Annotated in this window: 23 protein-coding genes; 9 read left to right on the plus strand and 14 right to left on the minus strand. The window is 67.4% G+C overall.

Annotated elements, in window-relative coordinates:
• Positions 1 to 131 precede the first annotated feature (131 nt).
• Entirely contained in the window at positions 132 to 962 is an 831-nt protein-coding gene (locus tag AU193_RS11675) for a ParA family protein (RefSeq protein WP_064422549.1), read from the minus strand.
• Positions 963 to 1,013: 51 nt separating this feature from the next.
• On the opposite strand from AU193_RS11675, the gene AU193_RS11680 reads away from it, so the two are divergent.
• From AU193_RS11680 to AU193_RS11690, 3 genes are read left to right on the plus strand one after another with little or no spacing between them, the layout of a single operon-like run.
• Positions 1,014 to 1,625, plus strand: coding sequence for an acid phosphatase (locus AU193_RS11680; RefSeq protein ID WP_064422550.1), 612 nt, complete (start codon positions 1,014 to 1,016; stop codon positions 1,623 to 1,625).
• Positions 1,622 to 2,716 carry an isochorismate synthase MenF gene (locus AU193_RS11685; protein WP_064422551.1) on the plus strand — a complete coding sequence of 365 codons (1,095 nt, stop codon included), beginning with the start codon at positions 1,622 to 1,624 and terminating at the stop codon, positions 2,714 to 2,716. Before AU193_RS11680 ends, AU193_RS11685 begins: the two co-directional genes overlap by 4 nt.
• A complete protein-coding gene (locus tag AU193_RS11690) occupies positions 2,713 to 3,198 on the plus strand; it encodes a GNAT family N-acetyltransferase (RefSeq protein ID WP_064422552.1) in 486 nt (161 codons plus the stop codon). The genes AU193_RS11685 and AU193_RS11690 overlap by 4 nt, the downstream gene beginning before the upstream one ends.
• Here AU193_RS11690 and AU193_RS11695 read toward each other — a convergent pair.
• Positions 3,147 to 3,575, minus strand: coding sequence for a hypothetical protein (locus AU193_RS11695; RefSeq protein WP_064422553.1), 429 nt, complete (start codon positions 3,573 to 3,575; stop codon positions 3,147 to 3,149). The genes AU193_RS11690 and AU193_RS11695 overlap by 52 nt on opposite strands.
• 51 nt (positions 3,576 to 3,626) lie before the next feature.
• Between AU193_RS11695 and AU193_RS11700 the strand changes: the two genes are divergently transcribed.
• A complete protein-coding gene (locus tag AU193_RS11700; RefSeq protein WP_064422554.1) occupies positions 3,627 to 4,592 on the plus strand; it encodes a diacylglycerol kinase family protein in 966 nt (321 codons plus the stop codon).
• A 248-nt stretch (positions 4,593 to 4,840) separates the two neighbouring features.
• On the plus strand, positions 4,841 to 5,095 hold the full coding sequence (gene whiB1 / locus AU193_RS11705; protein ID WP_014208822.1) for a transcriptional regulator WhiB1: 255 nt from the start codon (positions 4,841 to 4,843) through the stop codon (positions 5,093 to 5,095).
• A 116-nt stretch (positions 5,096 to 5,211) separates the two neighbouring features.
• Here whiB1 and AU193_RS11710 read toward each other — a convergent pair whose 3' ends face one another.
• The gene (locus AU193_RS11710) at positions 5,212 to 6,699 is read right to left on the minus strand and encodes a sensor histidine kinase (protein ID WP_064422555.1); all 1,488 of its coding nucleotides are present in this window, start codon (positions 6,697 to 6,699) and stop codon (positions 5,212 to 5,214) included.
• A gap of 40 nt (positions 6,700 to 6,739) precedes the next feature.
• The gene (locus tag AU193_RS11715) at positions 6,740 to 6,955 is read right to left on the minus strand and encodes a biotin/lipoyl-binding carrier protein (protein ID WP_043414713.1); all 216 of its coding nucleotides are present in this window, start codon (positions 6,953 to 6,955) and stop codon (positions 6,740 to 6,742) included.
• A 155-nt stretch (positions 6,956 to 7,110) separates the two neighbouring features.
• Between AU193_RS11715 and AU193_RS23845 the strand changes: the two genes are divergently transcribed.
• Entirely contained in the window at positions 7,111 to 7,203 is a 93-nt protein-coding gene (locus tag AU193_RS23845; protein WP_090355725.1) for a 50S ribosomal protein bL37, read from the plus strand.
• 23 nt (positions 7,204 to 7,226) lie between these two features.
• On the opposite strand, the gene rsrA is transcribed toward AU193_RS23845, so the two are convergent.
• Positions 7,227 to 7,484, minus strand: a complete 258-nt coding sequence (rsrA, locus tag AU193_RS11720; protein WP_253867778.1) for a mycothiol system anti-sigma-R factor — start codon at positions 7,482 to 7,484, stop codon at positions 7,227 to 7,229.
• 44 nt (positions 7,485 to 7,528) lie between these two features.
• Positions 7,529 to 8,185 (minus strand): sigma-70 family RNA polymerase sigma factor, encoded by a 657-nt coding sequence (locus tag AU193_RS11725; protein WP_064422557.1) that lies wholly within the window; start codon positions 8,183 to 8,185, stop codon positions 7,529 to 7,531.
• A 319-nt stretch (positions 8,186 to 8,504) separates the two neighbouring features.
• On the opposite strand from AU193_RS11725, the gene AU193_RS11730 reads away from it, so the two are divergent.
• Positions 8,505 to 9,353, plus strand: a complete 849-nt coding sequence (locus AU193_RS11730) for an NAD(P)-dependent oxidoreductase (protein WP_064422558.1) — start codon at positions 8,505 to 8,507, stop codon at positions 9,351 to 9,353.
• An 81-nt stretch (positions 9,354 to 9,434) separates the two neighbouring features.
• Here AU193_RS11730 and AU193_RS11735 read toward each other — a convergent pair whose 3' ends face one another.
• The 7 genes from AU193_RS11735 to AU193_RS11765 all read right to left on the minus strand — a co-directional run bounded on the left by AU193_RS11735 (position 9,435) and on the right by AU193_RS11765 (position 13,453).
• Positions 9,435 to 9,683 (minus strand): hypothetical protein, encoded by a 249-nt coding sequence (locus AU193_RS11735; RefSeq protein ID WP_064422559.1) that lies wholly within the window; start codon positions 9,681 to 9,683, stop codon positions 9,435 to 9,437.
• Complete coding sequence (locus AU193_RS11740) at positions 9,680 to 10,543, minus strand: oxygenase MpaB family protein (protein WP_064422560.1); 864 nt, start codon at positions 10,541 to 10,543, stop codon at positions 9,680 to 9,682. The genes AU193_RS11735 and AU193_RS11740 overlap by 4 nt, the downstream gene beginning before the upstream one ends.
• Complete coding sequence (locus AU193_RS11745; RefSeq protein ID WP_082682944.1) at positions 10,540 to 10,749, minus strand: hypothetical protein; 210 nt, start codon at positions 10,747 to 10,749, stop codon at positions 10,540 to 10,542. The genes AU193_RS11740 and AU193_RS11745 overlap by 4 nt, the downstream gene beginning before the upstream one ends.
• Before the next feature lie 119 nt (positions 10,750 to 10,868).
• Positions 10,869 to 11,696, minus strand: coding sequence for an enoyl-CoA hydratase/isomerase family protein (locus tag AU193_RS11750; RefSeq protein WP_064422562.1), 828 nt, complete (start codon positions 11,694 to 11,696; stop codon positions 10,869 to 10,871).
• Positions 11,693 to 12,286 (minus strand): TetR/AcrR family transcriptional regulator, encoded by a 594-nt coding sequence (locus AU193_RS11755; RefSeq protein WP_064422563.1) that lies wholly within the window; start codon positions 12,284 to 12,286, stop codon positions 11,693 to 11,695. The genes AU193_RS11750 and AU193_RS11755 overlap by 4 nt, the downstream gene beginning before the upstream one ends.
• 139 nt (positions 12,287 to 12,425) lie before the next feature.
• Positions 12,426 to 12,680, minus strand: a complete 255-nt coding sequence (locus tag AU193_RS11760) for a hypothetical protein (protein ID WP_064422564.1) — start codon at positions 12,678 to 12,680, stop codon at positions 12,426 to 12,428.
• A 2-nt stretch (positions 12,681 to 12,682) separates the two neighbouring features.
• Positions 12,683 to 13,453, minus strand: coding sequence for an SOS response-associated peptidase (locus AU193_RS11765; protein WP_082682945.1), 771 nt, complete (start codon positions 13,451 to 13,453; stop codon positions 12,683 to 12,685).
• A gap of 95 nt (positions 13,454 to 13,548) precedes the next feature.
• Between AU193_RS11765 and aroA the strand changes: the two genes are divergently transcribed.
• Together aroA and rsgA are read left to right on the plus strand one after the other, a co-directional pair.
• Positions 13,549 to 14,817, plus strand: coding sequence for a 3-phosphoshikimate 1-carboxyvinyltransferase (aroA, locus tag AU193_RS11770; protein WP_064422615.1), 1,269 nt, complete (start codon positions 13,549 to 13,551; stop codon positions 14,815 to 14,817).
• Positions 14,814 to 15,803 (plus strand): ribosome small subunit-dependent GTPase A, encoded by a 990-nt coding sequence (gene rsgA, locus AU193_RS11775; RefSeq protein ID WP_064422566.1) that lies wholly within the window; start codon positions 14,814 to 14,816, stop codon positions 15,801 to 15,803. Before aroA ends, rsgA begins: the two co-directional genes overlap by 4 nt.
• 21 nt (positions 15,804 to 15,824) lie before the next feature.
• On the opposite strand, the gene AU193_RS11780 is transcribed toward rsgA, so the two are convergent.
• Positions 15,825 to 17,048, minus strand: a complete 1,224-nt coding sequence (locus tag AU193_RS11780) for a fatty acid desaturase (protein WP_064422567.1) — start codon at positions 17,046 to 17,048, stop codon at positions 15,825 to 15,827.
• Between the last annotated feature and the right edge of the window lie 68 nt (positions 17,049 to 17,116).

Consider the following 17,116-nt stretch of genomic DNA (forward strand, 5'->3'; position numbering starts at 1 on the left):
CTGGACCAAAACCGCCGACCAAATCCTAGCCAGCATCGGCAACTACTGCTCACAAATTAATGACTCAGGACACTAGGTCGCTAGTTGTGCGCATTCTGTTGCGGTGAGCGCAACATGACGCACACGAATCGCTAAATCTCGGGGGCGAACGTCGGCAGCGGCTTGCCGTTCTTCCAATGCTTGAGCAGCGCGGTGGCCAGTTCGCGGTAGGCGCCGGCGCCTTTGTTCTTGCGGCTGGCCAGCACCGACGAGCCCGAGGCGCTGGCCTCGGCGAACCGGACGGTGCGCGGGATCGGCGGCGCCAGCACCGGCAGGTCGTATCGGTCGGCGACGTCGAGCAGCACGTCGCGACTGTGCGTCGTGCGCGAGTCGTACAGCGTCGGCAGCGCGCCCAGCAGCTTGAGGTCGGCGTTGGTGATCGCCTGGACATCGGCGATGGTGCGCAGGAACTGCCCGACGCCGCGATGGGCCAACGTCTCGCACTGCAGCGGCACGATCACCTCGTCGGCGGCGGTCAATCCGTTGAGCGTGAGCACCCCGAGCGACGGCGGACAGTCGATGAGCGCCACGTCGTAGCGGTCCTTGCCCGTCCCCGGCTCCGCGGCTCCGGTGATCTTGGCCAATGCACGCTTGAGCGCGTACTCGCGCCCCGCGCGCATCAACAGCATCGCCTCGGCGCCCGCCAGGTCGATGTTGGCCGGCAGCAGCGTCATCCCCTCGGGCGTGTCCACCAGGGCGGCATCGGGTTCGACCTCGCCGAGCAGCACCTCGTGGATCGACACCGGCAGCTTGTCGGGGTCGTGACCCAGTGAGAACGTCAGCGACCCCTGCGGGTCGAGGTCCACCACCAGGACCCGCTTGCCACTCTCCTGTATCGCCGCACCCAACGACGCCACCGTCGTCGTCTTGGCTACCCCACCCTTTTGATTGGCGACCGCAAGTACTCGCGTCACGGTGCCCATCGTTGCACGGCTTGGGACGCCGCGCCGTGACGTGCGGCAGAATGAGTCGGCGTGGCCCTTCTGGAGCACCGCCTGATCCTGCTTCGTCACGGCGAGACGGAGTGGTCGAAGAGCGGTCGGCACACCAGCCACACCGACCTCGAACTGACCGCGACCGGCCAGGAACGCGCCAAGCTGGCCGCCGAAGCGCTGGCCGAACTCGAACTCGACAACCCGCTGGCGCTGTCCAGCCCGCTGCGGCGCGCGACGCAGACCGCCGAACTGGCCGGGTTGACCGTCGACGAGGTGTCGCCGCTTCTTCGCGAATGGGACTACGGAGGCTACGAGGGGTTGACGACACCGCAGATCCGCGAGACCGTCCCCGACTGGCTGATCTGGACGCACGGCGCCCCCGGCGGCGAGAGCGTCGAGGCGGTCACCCAGCGCGCCGACAGCGCCCTCGAGGTGGCGCTGACTCACATGACGTCGCGCGACGTCGTGTTCGTCGGTCACGCGCACTTCTCCCGTTCGATGATCGCGCGCTGGGTGGAATTGCCGTTGTCGCAGGGAATCCGGTTCGCGATGGCGCCCGCCTCGCTGGCCGTCCTCGGCTTCGAGCACGCGAATCGTCAGATCATCGCGCAGGGACTGACCGGGCATCGGGATCCGTGTAAGCCACGGTGACCCGCGAACCGTCCTTCGTCCTGGCCTCCCGCGGCGCCGTAGTCGCCGAGGGAGTGCACACCGCCTTCCCGAAGGTTGCCGACGCGCGTGCCGCGCTGGCATCCCACAGCGCCCCGATCATCGTGGGCGCGTTGCCTTTCGACATGTGCAAACCCGCGGCACTGATCCGGCCGCAGAGCGTCCAGTTTCTCGACGCGCTGCCGGATTGGCCGCTGCGTCAGATGCCCGGCGTACAGATAGCGGAGTCGCTGCCCGATCCCGACGCCCACCGCGCGCGGGTCGCCACGGCCGTCGACCGGATCAACCGCCCGTCGAGTGCGCTGCACAAGGTCGTCCTCGCCCGAGCTCTCCGGCTGACCGCCGACGGACCGCTGGACGCACGCACCATCCTGCACCGGCTCGTCAGCGCCGATGCGGCGGCCAACGGCTACCTGGCGGACCTGACCGCGGCGGGCGGTGGATACTCCGGGACGGTGCTGGTGGGAGCGAGCCCCGAGCTGCTGGTGGCCCGACGCGGCGACCAGGTGGTCTGCGCACCGTTCGCCGGCTCGGCACCACGCTCCCCCGACCCCGACACCGACGAGGCGAACGGCGCCGCGCTCGCCGCGTCGGCGAAGAACCTTCGCGAGCACCAGTTCGTGGTCGACGCGATCCGCGACGCGCTAGACCCACTGTGCGCCGACCTCGAGGTGGCGACCGAACCGGTGCTTCGCAAGACCGACTCGGTATGGCACCTGGCCACCCGCATCACCGGCAGGCTTCGCGAAAGGTCCTTCACCGCACTGGATTTGGCGATCGCACTGCACCCCACGCCGGCTGTCGGCGGCGTGCCCGCCTCGGATGCGGCCGATCTGATAGCCGAACTCGAAGGCGACCGCGGCTTCTACGCCGGCGCCGTCGGCTGGTGCGATCAACGCGGCGACGGCCGATGGGTGGTGTCGATCCGCTGCGCTCAGCTGTCGGCGGATCGCCGTACCGCCGAGGCGTATTCGGGAGGCGGCATCGTCGCCGAATCGGATCCTGACGACGAAGTGGCCGAAACCACAACGAAATTCGGCACGATCCTCGGCGCTCTGGGTGTCGAGAAGTGACCGAGCTGATTCGCAGGGTGCGCCCCGGCGACGAACGCGAATTGACCGCCATGGTCCACGAACTCGCGCAGTTCGAACATGCCGCGCACCAGTGCACCGTCACCGAAGATCAGATGCGTCACGCGCTTTTCGTCGAACCGCCCACCGTCGCGGGCCACATCGTCGAGGTCGACGGACAGGCCGCCGCGGCGGCGCTGTGGTTCCGCAACTTCTCGACGTGGGACGGGGTCGGCGGCATCTATCTCGAAGACCTGTACGTGCGCCCGCAGTTCCGCAGGCGTGGGCTGGCCCGCAAGTTGCTGGCTACATTGGCCCGCGAGTGCATCACGCATGGTTACACCCGGCTGTCATGGGCGGTGCTCGACTGGAACGTCAACGCGATCGCGCTCTACGACGCCATCGGCGGCAAGCCGCAGACGGACTGGATCACCTACCGCGTTTCGGGGCCCGAATTGTCGGCGCTGGCCGCAGAATCGCCATGAGCCCCCACCCATTCCAGCGTCGAGGGACTGAACAGCAGTACCAGCGTCACCACCGCCACCACGCCGGTGGGCGCGGCGTACCACCACTGGTGCGAACCCACCCCCATGTAGTAGACGACCGGTAGCAGCAGCAGTTGGGCGAACACGGCGATGCCGCGCCCCCACCGCCGACCCGTCCACAACGCCCACGCGGCGGCCAGTACCCCCGCGCCCATGATCGCGAACCACAGCGCGGTCCCGTACTTGTTCAGCCCGGACTCCTCGGCCCGGCCGAACCCGCTCACGACGTAGACCAGCGCCGCGACGGCGGCGGCCGCGCCCTCCAGGGCGACGAGGACAGCGGCTTGGCGCACCGTCGTCGGAGATGGAACGATCACGCCCTCGAGCGTAGAGGGGTGCGCACAACCCGTTCAGTAGGCTCGGACCCCGTGCGCGCCGTGCTGATCGTGAACCCGAATGCGACGTCGACGACTCCCGCCGGGCGTGATCTGTTGGCCCATGCGCTGGAGAGTCGGGTGAAACTGGCCGTCGCGCACACCGACCACCGGGGGCATGCCATCGAGATCGCCCGCGACGCGGCGCGCGACAACGTCGACGTGCTGATCGTGCACGGCGGCGACGGCACGGTGAACGAGGTGGTCAACGGCATTCTCGAGGTCGGAGGACCCGGTGCCGCCGCGCCCGCCGTCGGCGTCGTGCCCGGCGGGTCGGCCAACGTCTTCGCGCGGGCACTCGGCATCAGCCCGGACCCGATCGAGGCCACCAATCAGCTGATTGACCTGCTCTCTGAGTACCGCCGTCGCAAGGCGTGGCGGCGCATCGGGCTGATGGACTGCGGTGAGCGTTGGGGCGTGTTCACGGCGGGGATGGGCGTCGACGGCGACGTGGTGGCGGCCGTCGAGGCGCAGCGCGCAAAGGGTCGCGCCGTCACCGCATCCCGCTATGTGCGCGTCGCGATCCGCGAGGTGCTGGCGAGCACCCGCAATGAACCGTCGCTGACACTGCACCTGCCCGACCGCGAACCGGTCGCCGGCGTGCACTTCGCGTTCGTGTCCAACGCCAGCCCCTGGACGTATGCCAACGCCCGTCCGGTGTGGACGAACCCGATGACGACGTTCGAAACCGGCCTGGGTGTTTTCGCCACGACGAGCATGAACGTCTGGGCCAACCTGATGCTGGTACGGCGAATGCTGTCGAAGAACGCCCGCATCCAGGGCAAGCATCTGGTCCGCGACGACGACCTGCCGTGGCTGCAGGTGACCAGCCAGTCGCCGGTCGCCTGCCAGATAGACGGCGACTACATCGGATTACGTGATTCGATGATGTTCACCGCCGTCCCCGACGCGCTCGGTGTGCTGGCGCCTGCACCTGTGAAGGTCTCTGAGCTGCGGTGACGGCGCTGCGGCGTAAGATTTCGGGCGCAGTTGGATCGAGTTTAGTACAGGCGAGCGTCTCGCGTGCGATGCCACCCGGCTAGTGACATTGCGCACTTGTTAACTCGCGAGTATTGACATCTGTCCAGCCTGTGAAAGCATCGAAGCAACGTTGCAGAAACATTCAATGTGCACGCGTTAAACAGCCGAAGAATATGCCGTGCGCGGTGCTGCGCACAGGCGACGTATCTGACGAGGAGTTTGATCTAATGGATTGGCGCCATAAGGCGGTCTGTCGCGATGAGGATCCGGAGCTGTTCTTCCCGGTGGGAAACAGTGGCCCGGCGCTCGCTCAGATCGCTGACGCGAAGCTCGTCTGTAACCGCTGCCCCGTGACCACCGAGTGCCTCACCTGGGCTTTGGAGTCCGGACAGGATGCCGGCGTCTGGGGTGGCATGAGCGAGGACGAGCGTCGCGCACTCAAGCGTCGCAATGCTCGCACCAAGGCTCGCAGCGGAGTCTGAGCGCTACCCGAACCAAACATTTACGGCCCCGACTTCCGTCGGGGCCGTATCTTTTGTGTAAATGCAATAGTGGCCGAATTGCGACACTGATGGCCGTTTTGCGAATTCGGGATTTTCTACTGCGCGGCCCGCCGCGGCCTGCCCAGCGGCACCCGCAACACCGCGTCGGTTCCGCCTGCCGGTCCCTCGCGCATGCCCAACGACCCGTCCAGTTCGGCCGACACCAGTGTCCGCACGATCTGCAAGCCGAGCCGGTCGGATTTCTCCAGACTGAACCCGTCCGGCAGTCCCCGGCCGTCGTCGTGGACTACCACGTCCAGCCACCGGGCAGAGCGCTCGGCCCGGATGGTGATACTTCCCTCGCGTGCGCCGGGGTCGAAGGCGTGCTCGATGGCGTTCTGTACCAACTCGGTGATGACCATGACGAGCGCGGTGGCGCGGTCCGCGTCGAGCACACCCAGATCGCCGACACGGAGGATGCGGATCGGACTATCAACGGCGGCAACGTCATTCATCATCGGCAGGATCCGGTCGACCACCTCGTCGAGGTTGACCTCCTCGTCCACCGACATCGACAGCGCGTCGTGGACCAACGCGATCGAGGACACCCGGCGCACCGATTCCATCAGCGCCTCGCGGCCTTCGTCATTGTTGGTGCGCCGGGCCTGCAGCCGCAGCAGGGCCGCGACGGTCTGCAGGTTGTTCTTCACCCGGTGGTGGATCTCGCGGATCGTGGCGTCCTTTGACAGCAGGGCGCGGTCGCGGCGCTTGACCTCTGTCACGTCGCGAATGAGCACCGCGGCGCCCACCGGCTTGCCGTGTACGACCAGCGGCAGGGTGCGCATCAGCACGGCCGCACCACCGGCGTCGACCTCCATGCGCATGCTCGATCCGCCGGCCAGCGAGTCGCGCACATGGTTGGCCAGTTCCTGAGCCTCGAACGGGTCACCGATGAGCGGGCGTGTGACGGTGACCAGGTTGTGGCCGCCGAGTTCGGCGGCCAAACCCATCCGGTGATAGGCCGAGATCGCGTTGGGGCTCGCGAAGGTGACCACCCCGGACTCGTCGAGCCGGATGAACCCGTCGCCGACCCGCGGGCTCGACCGCGACATCGCGATGTCCCCGACGTTCGGAAAGGTGCCCTCCGACAGCATGTGCAGAAGATCGCCGGCGCAGTCGAGGTACGCGGACTCCAGCGGGCTGGCCTTCCTGGAGGCCAACGCGGTCTGATGGGTCAGCACCGCGACCACCTCGTCCTTGTACCGGACCGGAACGGCTTCCACGTTGAGTCCCGGCGAAACCTGTTGTCCTGCACCGTCTCCCACAACGATTCCCCCCGATGTGAACGCCGTGGTGACCAGCGGCATCGCGTCGGCGTCGGCCAGCGTGCTGACCGCATCGGCCAGCAGGACCGTCGGCGCGGTGTTCGGCCGCACTTGCGCCACGCACACCAGGGCGCCGTCGTCGCGGCGCACCCACATCAGGTAGTCGGCGAACGACAGGTCCGCGAGCAGCTGCCATTCGCCGACCACCGCATGCAGATGATCGACCGCGTTGCCGGGCAGCATGGTGTGCTCGGCGAGTAGGTCACCGAGGGTGGACATCGGGCGCTACTTCCGGCGACGGTTCACACGGACGCGCTGATCAGCTGATGACGGCGATGAGGTCACCGGCCTGGATGACGTCGCCGACCGAAACGCTGACCTTGCTCACGGTGCCCGCCACCTCGGCCAGCACCGGAATCTCCATCTTCATCGACTCCAGCAGCACCAGGGTGTCCCCCTCACCGATCTGATCGCCCTCGCTCACCACGACCTCGAGCACACTGGCCACGATCTCAGCGCGAACGTCCTCGGCCATCATCACCCCATTACTCTCCGCTGCTGTATGCGTTTCGGCCTACATCGAACCACACCACCGGCTTGTCAGGGCTGTCGCCGGGCCGTGAGACAATGGCTCGAACGCGCCCGCCGAGCACGGGCCGAACGATCCCCCAGAGCATCCGGAGGTAGACCATGGCCAAGCGTGGCCGTAAGAAGCGTGACCGTAAACACACGAAGGCCAACCACGGTAAGCGGCCGAATGCCGGTTCGAAGTCGGTGCGTTAGCGCGTTTCGGGTGTGATTCGGCGCTAACCGCGCCGGATGATGGTGGTGCGGCTGATCTCGATGCGCAGCCGCTCACGCAGGCTCTCCGGCGCTTTTTCGCCGCCGCACTTCTTGGCGATCAGCTGCTTGACGCGCTCCTCGACGCCGTAGTGGCGCAGGCATGCAGGACACGCTTCCAGGTGATGCCGCAGCTTGTCGCGGGTTTCGGGGGTGCATTCCCCGTCGAGCAGCGTCCATACCTCGGCGATGACCGCGGCGCATTCGGGATGCTCGGGATCGATGGGACCGACGGGGGGCTGCCATCGCTCTTCGCCAGAGAACGAGCTCACGACGAGACCTCCTCGGGTGTGTCCATCTGCTGTCCCCGAATGAACCCACGATCGCGGGCCACGCCGGCCAGCAACTCCCGCAGCTGGCGCCTGCCCCGATGCAATCGGGACATCACCGTACCTATCGGCGTGTCCATGATCTCGGCGATCTCCTTGTATGGGAAGCCCTCGACGTCGGCGTAGTAGACGGCCATCCGGAAATCCTCCGGCAGCGCCTGCAACGCTTCCTTGATCTCGCTGTCCGGCAGCGCCTCGAGCGCCTCGACCTCCGCCGAGCGCAGCCCGGTCGAGGAATGCTCGGCGTTGGCCGCGAGCTGCCAGTCGGTGATCTCCTCGGTGGGGTACACCGCTGGCTGACGCTGCTTCTTGCGATAGCTGTTGATGTAGGTGTTGGTGAGGATGCGGTACAGCCAGGCCTTCAGGTTGGTGCCCTCGCGGAACGACCGGAAGCCGGCATACGCCTTGACCATGGTTTCCTGCAACAGGTCCTCGGCGTCGGCGGGGTTGCGCGTCATCCGCAGCGCACCGCCGTAGAGCTGGTCGAGCAGGGGAATGGCGTCCCGCTCGAAGCGCGCGGTGAGTTCGGCGTCGGTTTCCTGCGACGCAGGAGCCTCCGGTGCCGAATCTCGGGTTGACCCGTCGGAGTCGGTCATAGTGGGGAACACCGTCCCTTCTGTCGCGGTGCCAGCGAACGAACCCGGTAGATCGACCGAGAGCACTGGTAAGTCCATGGCCAGCGTTGGCACCTGACCCCCTTCATCATCCTAGAGGTTGAGACCGACATGTTTTCTGTCCGCGAACTCCCGTCGCGGTGCAGCCATCGTCAACAACAGCGGCGTCGTCCCCAGTTGTTCCCCTTATCCCGACGTGAGAGCGCCGCTTGCGCCCGTCTGCCGCGAAATGGCATTCCAGCAGGAAAAGTTCGAGTGCAGACCTGCCGGAATGCCATTTCGCGGCGGTTAGGGTGAGGTCATGTCGCTCAACGGGAAGACCATGTTCATCTCCGGCGCGAGCCGCGGTATCGGCCTGGCGATCGCCAAGCGCGCCGCGGCCGACGGCGCCAACATCGCGTTGATCGCCAAGACGGCCGAACCCCATCCCAAGCTGCCCGGCACGGTGTACACAGCGGCCAAGGAACTGGAGGAGGCCGGCGGGCAGGCGCTGCCGATCGTCGGCGATGTCCGGGACGGTGACTCGGTGGACGCGGCGGTCGCCAAGACCGTCGAACAGTTCGGCGGCATCGACATCTGCGTCAACAACGCCTCGGCGATCAACCTCGGCTCGATCGAGGAGGTCCCCCTGAAGCGGTTCGACCTGATGAACGGCATCCAGATCCGCGGGACGTATGCGGTGTCACAGGCCTGCATCCCACACATGAAGGGCCGCGACAATCCGCACATCCTGACGCTGTCGCCGCCGATCCGGCTGGAGTCGCAGTGGCTCAAGCCGACTGCCTACATGATGGCGAAGTTCGGTATGACGTTGTGCGCGTTGGGAATCGCCGAGGAGATGCGGGCCGCCGGTATCGCGTCGAACACGCTGTGGCCCCGCACGATGGTGGCGACCGCGGCCGTGCAGAACCTGCTGGGCGGTGACGAGGCGATGGGGCGCGCGCGGAAGCCCGACGTCTACGCCGACGCCGCGTACGTGATCCTCAACAAGCCCGCCCGCGAGTACACCGGGCAAACCCTGCTGTGCGAGGACGTCCTCCTGGAGTCCGGAGTGACCGACCTGTCGGTGTACGACTGTGTGCCGGGTGCGGAATTGGGCGTCGACCTGTGGGTGGACACCCCCAATCCGCCGGGGTACACCGGCCCGTAATCAGGTGAGCACGCGCGGGCGACCGAATCCTGCACGCACGTCGTGAACCGTCGGCTCATCGTGACTCGCCGTCAAGAAGCGTCAGGAAACACAGAGCTCGATGCCGAACAGATTGGCCGGCCAGAACACCGCCGTCACCACGAACGCGCCGATGTCCGACCCGGCCGGTATCCGCGTGCGCAGCGCGGTGTCGATCAACTGCACCTGCTCGGCGTCGAAGAAGGCCCACACCAAGCCGATCAGCAGATACGGGATCGACAGCCACATTCCGGCCTCGATCATCGCCTCGACGCTGACGCGGCGGCTGAGCAGGCGGCGCAACACCGTCATACCAGCGCCTTGTGCGTACGGACCCGGCGGCGCACGTCGCCGAGCAGCACGTAGCTGCCACCCTGACGGATGAACACCGGCATGAACCTGTTGACGAAAGCGACTGTGAGGAACAGCGATTCGAACAGGAATTGCCGGAACCCGCTCCACCGCAGTCCCATCTGTTCGCGGAAAACCGGCGCAAGGAAACCGGTTGTCAGGAATTTCAGCAACGGCCGGAACGGCAGTCCCAACAGTGGGTTGATCATGCGCAGATCCAGCATGTGCATCAGGTGCGCGCGGACTCGGTCGTCGATCTTCACCCGCTGACACGCGGTTCGCCAGTAGTCGTCGAACTCGGCGCGCGTCGGCGGCCACTGGTCTTCGGTGACCTGCAGGGTGGTGCCCAGCGGCCATGCCGAGCGGTAGAACTGCTCGGCCTGCTGCGGTGTCATCTCGCCGCGCAGCAGCTGATAGGTGTCCTCCAGTCCGACGAAAAGACACGCGGCCACCCACATCTGCAGGTCGCGGTCGAATGCGTTGTACCGCACCGGACTGTCCGCGGTCGACTTGACGTGCCGGTGCGCGGTGTTGACCGCTGCCCGGAAAGCCGCGCGGTCATCGGAGGTCCCCAGCACCGCGACGGCAAGGTACTGGAACGTCGTCCGCGCCCGCTTCCACGGGTGTTTCAGCAGGTTTCCGGAATCGACCTTGCTCTCGGCGACCCCGTAGCCGACCTCCGGCCAGGACAGCTGCATGACGACGTTGGCCGCACCCGCGGCGAACGCCCAGAAGTCCATCGCCTCCGCGGCGGTGACGGCGGCCTCGGGGTCCCATCGGGACGTGCGCCGCTGAACGGAGATGCGGTAGCGGTCGGTCATCCGACGCACACCGCCGAGAAGAGCAGCGCCGGCCAGAACGCGACGGATCCGACCAGCTGAACGAGCCAGGCCAACCCGCTGCCGTCCAGCCGGTCCAGGCGCAGGGCCGTCCAGCCGATGCCGATGACGACGTAGGGAGCGGCGAGTATGAGGCCCGTACCGATCCACTCCGCGATGGTCATCTCGAAGCTCAGAAGCTTCCTCACCGCACCGACCACGCCCGATCCCCTCACTCGACCTACCCGCGCTATGTTAATGCCCATTCCGGGCTGGCCAGGCAAATGCGGGAAATTTTCGAGCTCGGCACGTGAATGCCGACACCGGTTCAGGACAGCATCGAGCGCACGCTGTCGGCGAACGCCGCGGTGGTGAAGCACGCGGGTTCGGCGAACTCCTCCAAGGTGAGGGCGTCAGACCAGTCGGCGTCGGCGGCCGCGCGCAGCAGGGGCTTGCTCATCGCGACGGCGTGCGGCGGCAGCGCGGCGATTCGCGAGCACCACTCGTCGGCGACCGCGAGCAGACGGTCGTGTTCGACGACCTCGTGCACGAGCCCCCGCCGCTGCGCCTCGCGCGCGTCGATGTGTTCGCCGCGCAGATAGAAGGCGAGCGCGCCCTGGTAACCCAGCCGTCGGGTGAGGGCCCAACTGGTGCCGACCTCCGGGATCAGCCCCAGCTTGCCGAATGCGGGCACCACGACGGCACGTTCGCTGGCGATCACGAGGTCACACGTCAGTGCCCACGCCAGCCCGACGCCGGCCGCCGCACCGTTGAGCGCGGCGACGAAAATCGTCTCCGACCCAGCGATCAGGCGGGCGATACCACCGAATTCGCGGCGGATCCAGCGCCAGATGTCGGCCGAGCCCTCCGGGGCGTCGAGTTGGTTGATCGCGGCATCCATCATGCGCAGGTCGCCTCCGGCGCTGAACCCCGGGTCGGCACCGGTGAGCACGACCGAACGGACGTCGGGGTCGGCGTCCAGGTCGGTCAGCGCCCGCCGCAGCTGGCGTACCAGCGGGGCAGAGAGCACGTTGAGCCGTCGCGGCTCGTCGAGCGTGACGACGGCCCTGTCCCCGCGGTGCTCCACGCGCACCCGAAGCGGCGCCTCGGCCTCGTCGCCGCTGGCCACCATCGTCCGGTACAGCGAATCAGTCATGACGGACTCTCCTTGCTGTCGTTGGCGCGCAACGCTTTCCACGCTGCGTCAGCGAAGATATCGATGGCCCCCGGCGGTATCCGTTTCGCCCCTCCGGCGAGCCAGTACCGGCTGTACTCCTGGGCGGGGCCGAGCCACAACGCCGCCGTCACCCCGGCCTGCATGGGCCCGAGCGCGCCGTAGCCGTGATGCGGGCGCCACCAATCCCGGATGGCGGCGAAGAAGGAGTCGTTGTGTGCTCGCAGTTCCGCACTGTCGAGCCGGGGACCGAGCAGCAGGCCGGCCTCGCCGCGGTGCCCCGAGACCCACCGCAGGTGATAGGTGACACCACCGCGGATGCCGCCCTCGGCGGTGTCGTGTCCGCGCAGCATCGTGACGAATCCGGCCTGATACTCGCTGAGCAACTCGGCGAAGACAGCGGTGGCGAGCGAAAGTTTGTCCGGGAAATGGTGATACAGCGCGCCGACGCTCACGTCGGCCTCGCGGCGCACCTCGTCGAGGGTGGCCGAGAGCGCACCGTCGCACGCGAAGCGGCGACGCGCGACGGCGAGCAACCGGCCCCGCGCATCCGGACGCGTCCTCGATGGCACGAGGATTACTCTAATCAAACCGAGGAATCCTCTGTCAAGGGTCAGTGAGCCCGGTAGAGGATGCCCCGCCCGATCGCCTCCCGGACGACAGGTAGCGCGGCACGCGCCGGGGAACGCTGATCGACCTGCGCGCAACCGTTCACGGTGTCGACGCCGACGCACTGGGCCGTGGGGCGCGCAGCGCGATCACGCCCATGCCGATGCCGGTGATGCCTTCGTCGGCGAACCAGTCGAGCCACTGCCGGCCGCGGCGCGCCGTCTGCTCGGGACCCTCCCCGACGTCGGCGCCGAGCAGACCGGCCACCCCGTCGGTGGTGTACCCCGCGCTGCGCAGGTCGGCGGCCAGTGCGTCGACGACGGCGACGGAGTGCAGCGGCCCGGACGAATCCGGCACCGTCAAAGCAGGGTGCCTTGTTCGGCCGGGGGTTCGACGGGTTCGATCAACTCCGGGCCGTTGTTGCGGACGTTGTTCACCAGCCGGGACACCTCCCGGATCTCGACGCGGTCGAGATCTCCGTGACCGCGCAACAGCCCTTCGTCGATCGGCGCGTCGGGGTCCAGCCAGCGATCCCAGTCGCGCTCGCTGACGGTCAACGGCATGCGGTCGTGGATGTCGGCCAGCGGACCGGCGGCGTCGGTGGTGATGATCGTGCAACTCAGCAGGGGTTTCGCGTCCTTGGGCGCACCCTTCGGCCGCCACGTCGACCACAGCCCCGCCACGAACAGCGGTTCACCGTCGCCGGCGTACATGAAGAAGGGAATCTTCGGAGCCCTTCCCTCTCCCTTTTTCAGCCACTCGTACCAGCCGTCCATCGGTACCAGACAGCGCTTGTTCTTGGCCGAGTTGCGGAAGACCGGCGAGGTGGTGAGCTTGTCCGAGCGGGCGTTGATCAGCAGCGGCCCCTTGGTCTCGGGGGTGCCGTCCGGCGTCGCCTTCGCCCACGGCGGCACCAGGCCCCAACGCATGGACCGCAGCCGGCGGGTGGCGTCGTCATCGGGTTCGCTGTGGCGCTTGACCACGGTGCTGATGGTCGTCGTCGGCGCGACGTTGTAGTTCGGTCCCGATGCGTCCTTGCCGTCGGTGGTGGCCGCAGTGGTCTCGTCGATCGCCTTGATCTTCTCGGCCAGTAACGCCGGGTCCGTGGTCACTGCGAAACGTCCACACATGAATCCCATGGTGGCACGGCGAGCCGACAGGGGAAGATGGAGCGGTGAGCGCGCCCGGACACCACGAACGCGAGGCCTGGCCTGCACCGTCGACGATGACCCCGGTGCATGCCACCGTCACCGTGCCGGGCTCGAAATCGCAGACGAATCGGGCGCTGGTGTTGGCGGCGCTGGCCACCGCGAACGGCGACTCGACGATCAGCGGCGCGCTACGCAGCCGCGACACCGATCTGATGATCGCAGCGCTGCGGGCGCTCGGCGTGACGGTCGATGGCCACGCCGACGAGCTGAACGTCACCGGCCGGATCGCGCCGCGCGACGGGGCGCGCGTCGACTGCGGACTGGCCGGCACGGTGCTGCGGTTTGTGCCGCCGGTGGCCGCGCTGGGCACCGCCACGGTCACGTTCGACGGTGACGAACAAGCCCGCGCCCGTCCCATCGCACCCCTTCTCGACGCGTTGCGCGGTCTCGGTGTCGACATCGACGGCGACGGGCTTCCCTTCTCGGTGCGGGGCGCCGGGTCGGTCTCCGGCGGCACCGTGGAAATCGATGCGTCGGCCTCGTCGCAGTTCGTCTCCGGGCTGCTGCTCTCGGGGGCGGGCTTCCGCAACGGGCTGACCGTCGTGCATACCGGCGAAACCGTGCCGTCCGCACCGCATGTGGCAATGACGGTGGCGATGCTGCGCGACGCCGGGGTCGACGTCGATGCCGGCCAGAACAACCGGTGGCGGGTGTCGCCGGGGCCGGTGGCGGCGCGGCATTGGGAGATCGAACCCGACCTGTCCAACGCGGTGCCGTTCCTCGCGGCCGCGGTGGTCAGCGGAGGCACCGTTCGGTTGACCGGCTGGCCGCGGGTGAGCACACAACCGGCCGGCGCGATCATCGCGATTCTCGAGAAGTTCGGATCCGTTGTGCAACACGGTGCTACATACCTCGAAGTGTGCGGCGCCGGAGTGTACGGCGGTATCGACGTCGACCTGCACGAGGTCGGTGAGCTCACGCCGGCTGTCGCCGCGCTGGCCGCGCTGGCGTCCCCCGGCTCGGTGTCGAAGTTGTCGGGTGTAGCGCATCTGCGCGGACACGAGACCGACCGGCTCGCGGCACTGTCGACGGAGATCAACGGTCTTGGCGGTCAGTGCGAGGAGACTGCCGACGGGTTGGTGATCACCGCCCGACCGCTGCACGGCGGGTTGTGGCGGTCGTATGCCGACCATCGGATGGCCACCGCGGGCGCGATCGTAGGGCTTAGAGTGCCACAGGTCGCCGTGGAGGACATCGACACCACCGCCAAGACGTTGCCCGGTTTCGCGCAGTTGTGGGCCGACATGCTCGCGGGGCAGACGACGGAGACCGACCCCGCTTGAGCCGACGCGAGTACGACGAGTCCGATGTCCGGGTGCGGCCCGGCCGAGGCTCCCGGCCGCGGACCAAGATCCGGCCCGACCACGCCGACGCGCAGGAGGCGATGGTGGTGACCGTCGACCGGGGGCGGTGGGGATGCGCGCTCGGTGGCGACCCGAACCGTCGCGTGGTCGCGATGCGGGCCCGCGAACTGGGCCGCACCCCGATCGTCGTCGGCGACGAGGTCGGCATCGTCGGTGACCTGTCCGGCACGCCCGACACGCTGGCCCGCATCGTGCGGCGCGGTGATCGACGAACGGTGTTGCGCCGCACGGCCGATGACACCGATCCGACGGAGCGGGTCGTGGTGGCCAATGCCGACCAGCTGTTGATCGTCGTCGCGCTGGCCGATCCACCGCCCCGCACGGGGTTGGTCCAGCGCGCGCTGATCGCGGCCTACGCTGGTGGGCTGGAGCCGATCCTCTGCCTGACGAAGACGGATCTCGCGCCGCCCGAACCGTTTGCGGCACAGTTCGCCGATCTCGACCTGACGATCACCACGGCGGGCCGCGACGATCCGCTCGACGCGGTGGCCCCGCTGTTGGCCGACCGGGTCACCGTGCTGCTCGGCCATTCGGGGGTCGGGAAGTCGACGTTGGTGAATCGTCTTGTTCCCGAGGCTGATCGGGCCACCGGCGAGGTGACCGATATCGGGAGGGGCAGGCATACGTCGACCCAATCGGTGGCGCTGCCGCTGGAACTCGGCGGGTGGGTGATCGATACGCCCGGCATCCGGTCGTTCGGACTGGCCCACATCGAACCCGACGATGTGCTGCTGGCCTTTTCGGATCTGGCGGAGGCGATCAAGGATTGCCCGCGAGGATGCGGACACATGGGGCCGCCGGCCGATCCCGAGTGTGCGCTCGACACGTTGACCGGACCCGCGGTCGACCGTGTCGCGGCGGCGCGCCGGTTGCTCGCCGCAATGCACGAGTCGACGGCGTACTGACAATCGCTGCGCGCCAGGGGGTTAGGCTGCGCGCTTGTCGCGACGACGGGCCCGTACGGCCGCGATCGAGGACTTCAGACCGCGCCGTTGGGTCGGCTCCAGTTCGGCGAACATCCGCTCGCTGCGCGTCTCCGGTGCATCGTCGGCGGTGTCGAGCAGGAACCGGTCCGGTAGCGACAGCTTGGCGATGGTCCGCCAGGTCTTGCCGTACTGCACCAAGAACGAACCCGTCGTGTACGGCAGATCGTACTTGTCGCACACCTGCCGCACCCGGACCGAGATCTCGTAGAGCCGGTTGCTGGGAAGGTCGGGGTACAGGTGATGCTCGATCTGGTGGCACAGGTTGCCGCTCATGAACCGCAGAACCGGACCGTTCTCGAAGTTGGCGCTGCCGAGCATCTGGCGCAGATACCACTCGCCCTTGGTCTCTCCGACCATGTCGGTCTTGGTGAATTTCTCTGCGCCATCGGGGAAGTGGCCGCAGAAGATCACCGCGTTGGACCAGATGTTGCGAATGATGTTGGCCACGGCATTGGCCTTGAGCGTCGACTTGTACGTCGCGCCCGGCGACAGCGAGGTCACCGCGGGCCAGGCAACGTAGTCCTTGAACACCTGCCGGCCTGCCTTGGTGCCGAACTCCCGCAAACGGACCATCGTGGCCTTGCGGTCGTCGCGGCCCTTGAAGATCTTGCCGATCTCCAGGTGCTGCAATCCGACGCCCCACTCGAAGAGCGTCGCGAGCATGGTGTTGTACAGCAGGTTGAAAACGTTGTGCGGCTTCCACTTCTGGTCGCGCGTCACGCGCAGCAGACCGTAACCCACGTCGTCGTCCATGCCCAGGATGTTCGTGTACTTGTGGTGCATGAAGTTGTGGGTGAAGCGCCAATGCTTGGCCGCCCCGCTCATGTCCCACTCCCACGTCGAGGAGTGGATCTCGGGATCGTTCATCCAATCCCATTGACCGTGCATGACGTTGTGGCCGATCTCCATGTTCTCGACGATCTTGGCCACGCCTAGGGTGACGGTTCCGGCCCACCATGCGGAGCGGCGGGAGCTCGCGGCCAGCAGCACCCGTCCGGCGATCTCCAACGCGCGCTGGGCGGCGATGGTGCGGCGGATGTAGCGTGCGTCGCGCTCGCCGCGGGAGTCTTCGATGTCCTGTCGGATCGCATCCAACTCCACGGCCAGACTCTCGATGTCCGCATCGGTCAGATGCGCGAACTCGGGAACGTCGGTGATTGCCATCGTCAAGCCTCCTCTCGTGTGCCTACGCTACCGTAACCTACGTACCCGTAGGTTACCAGCCAGTAAAC

Source organism: Mycobacterium sp. GA-1285, from assembly GCF_001499905.1.
Lineage (GTDB): Bacteria > Actinomycetota > Actinomycetes > Mycobacteriales > Mycobacteriaceae > Mycobacterium.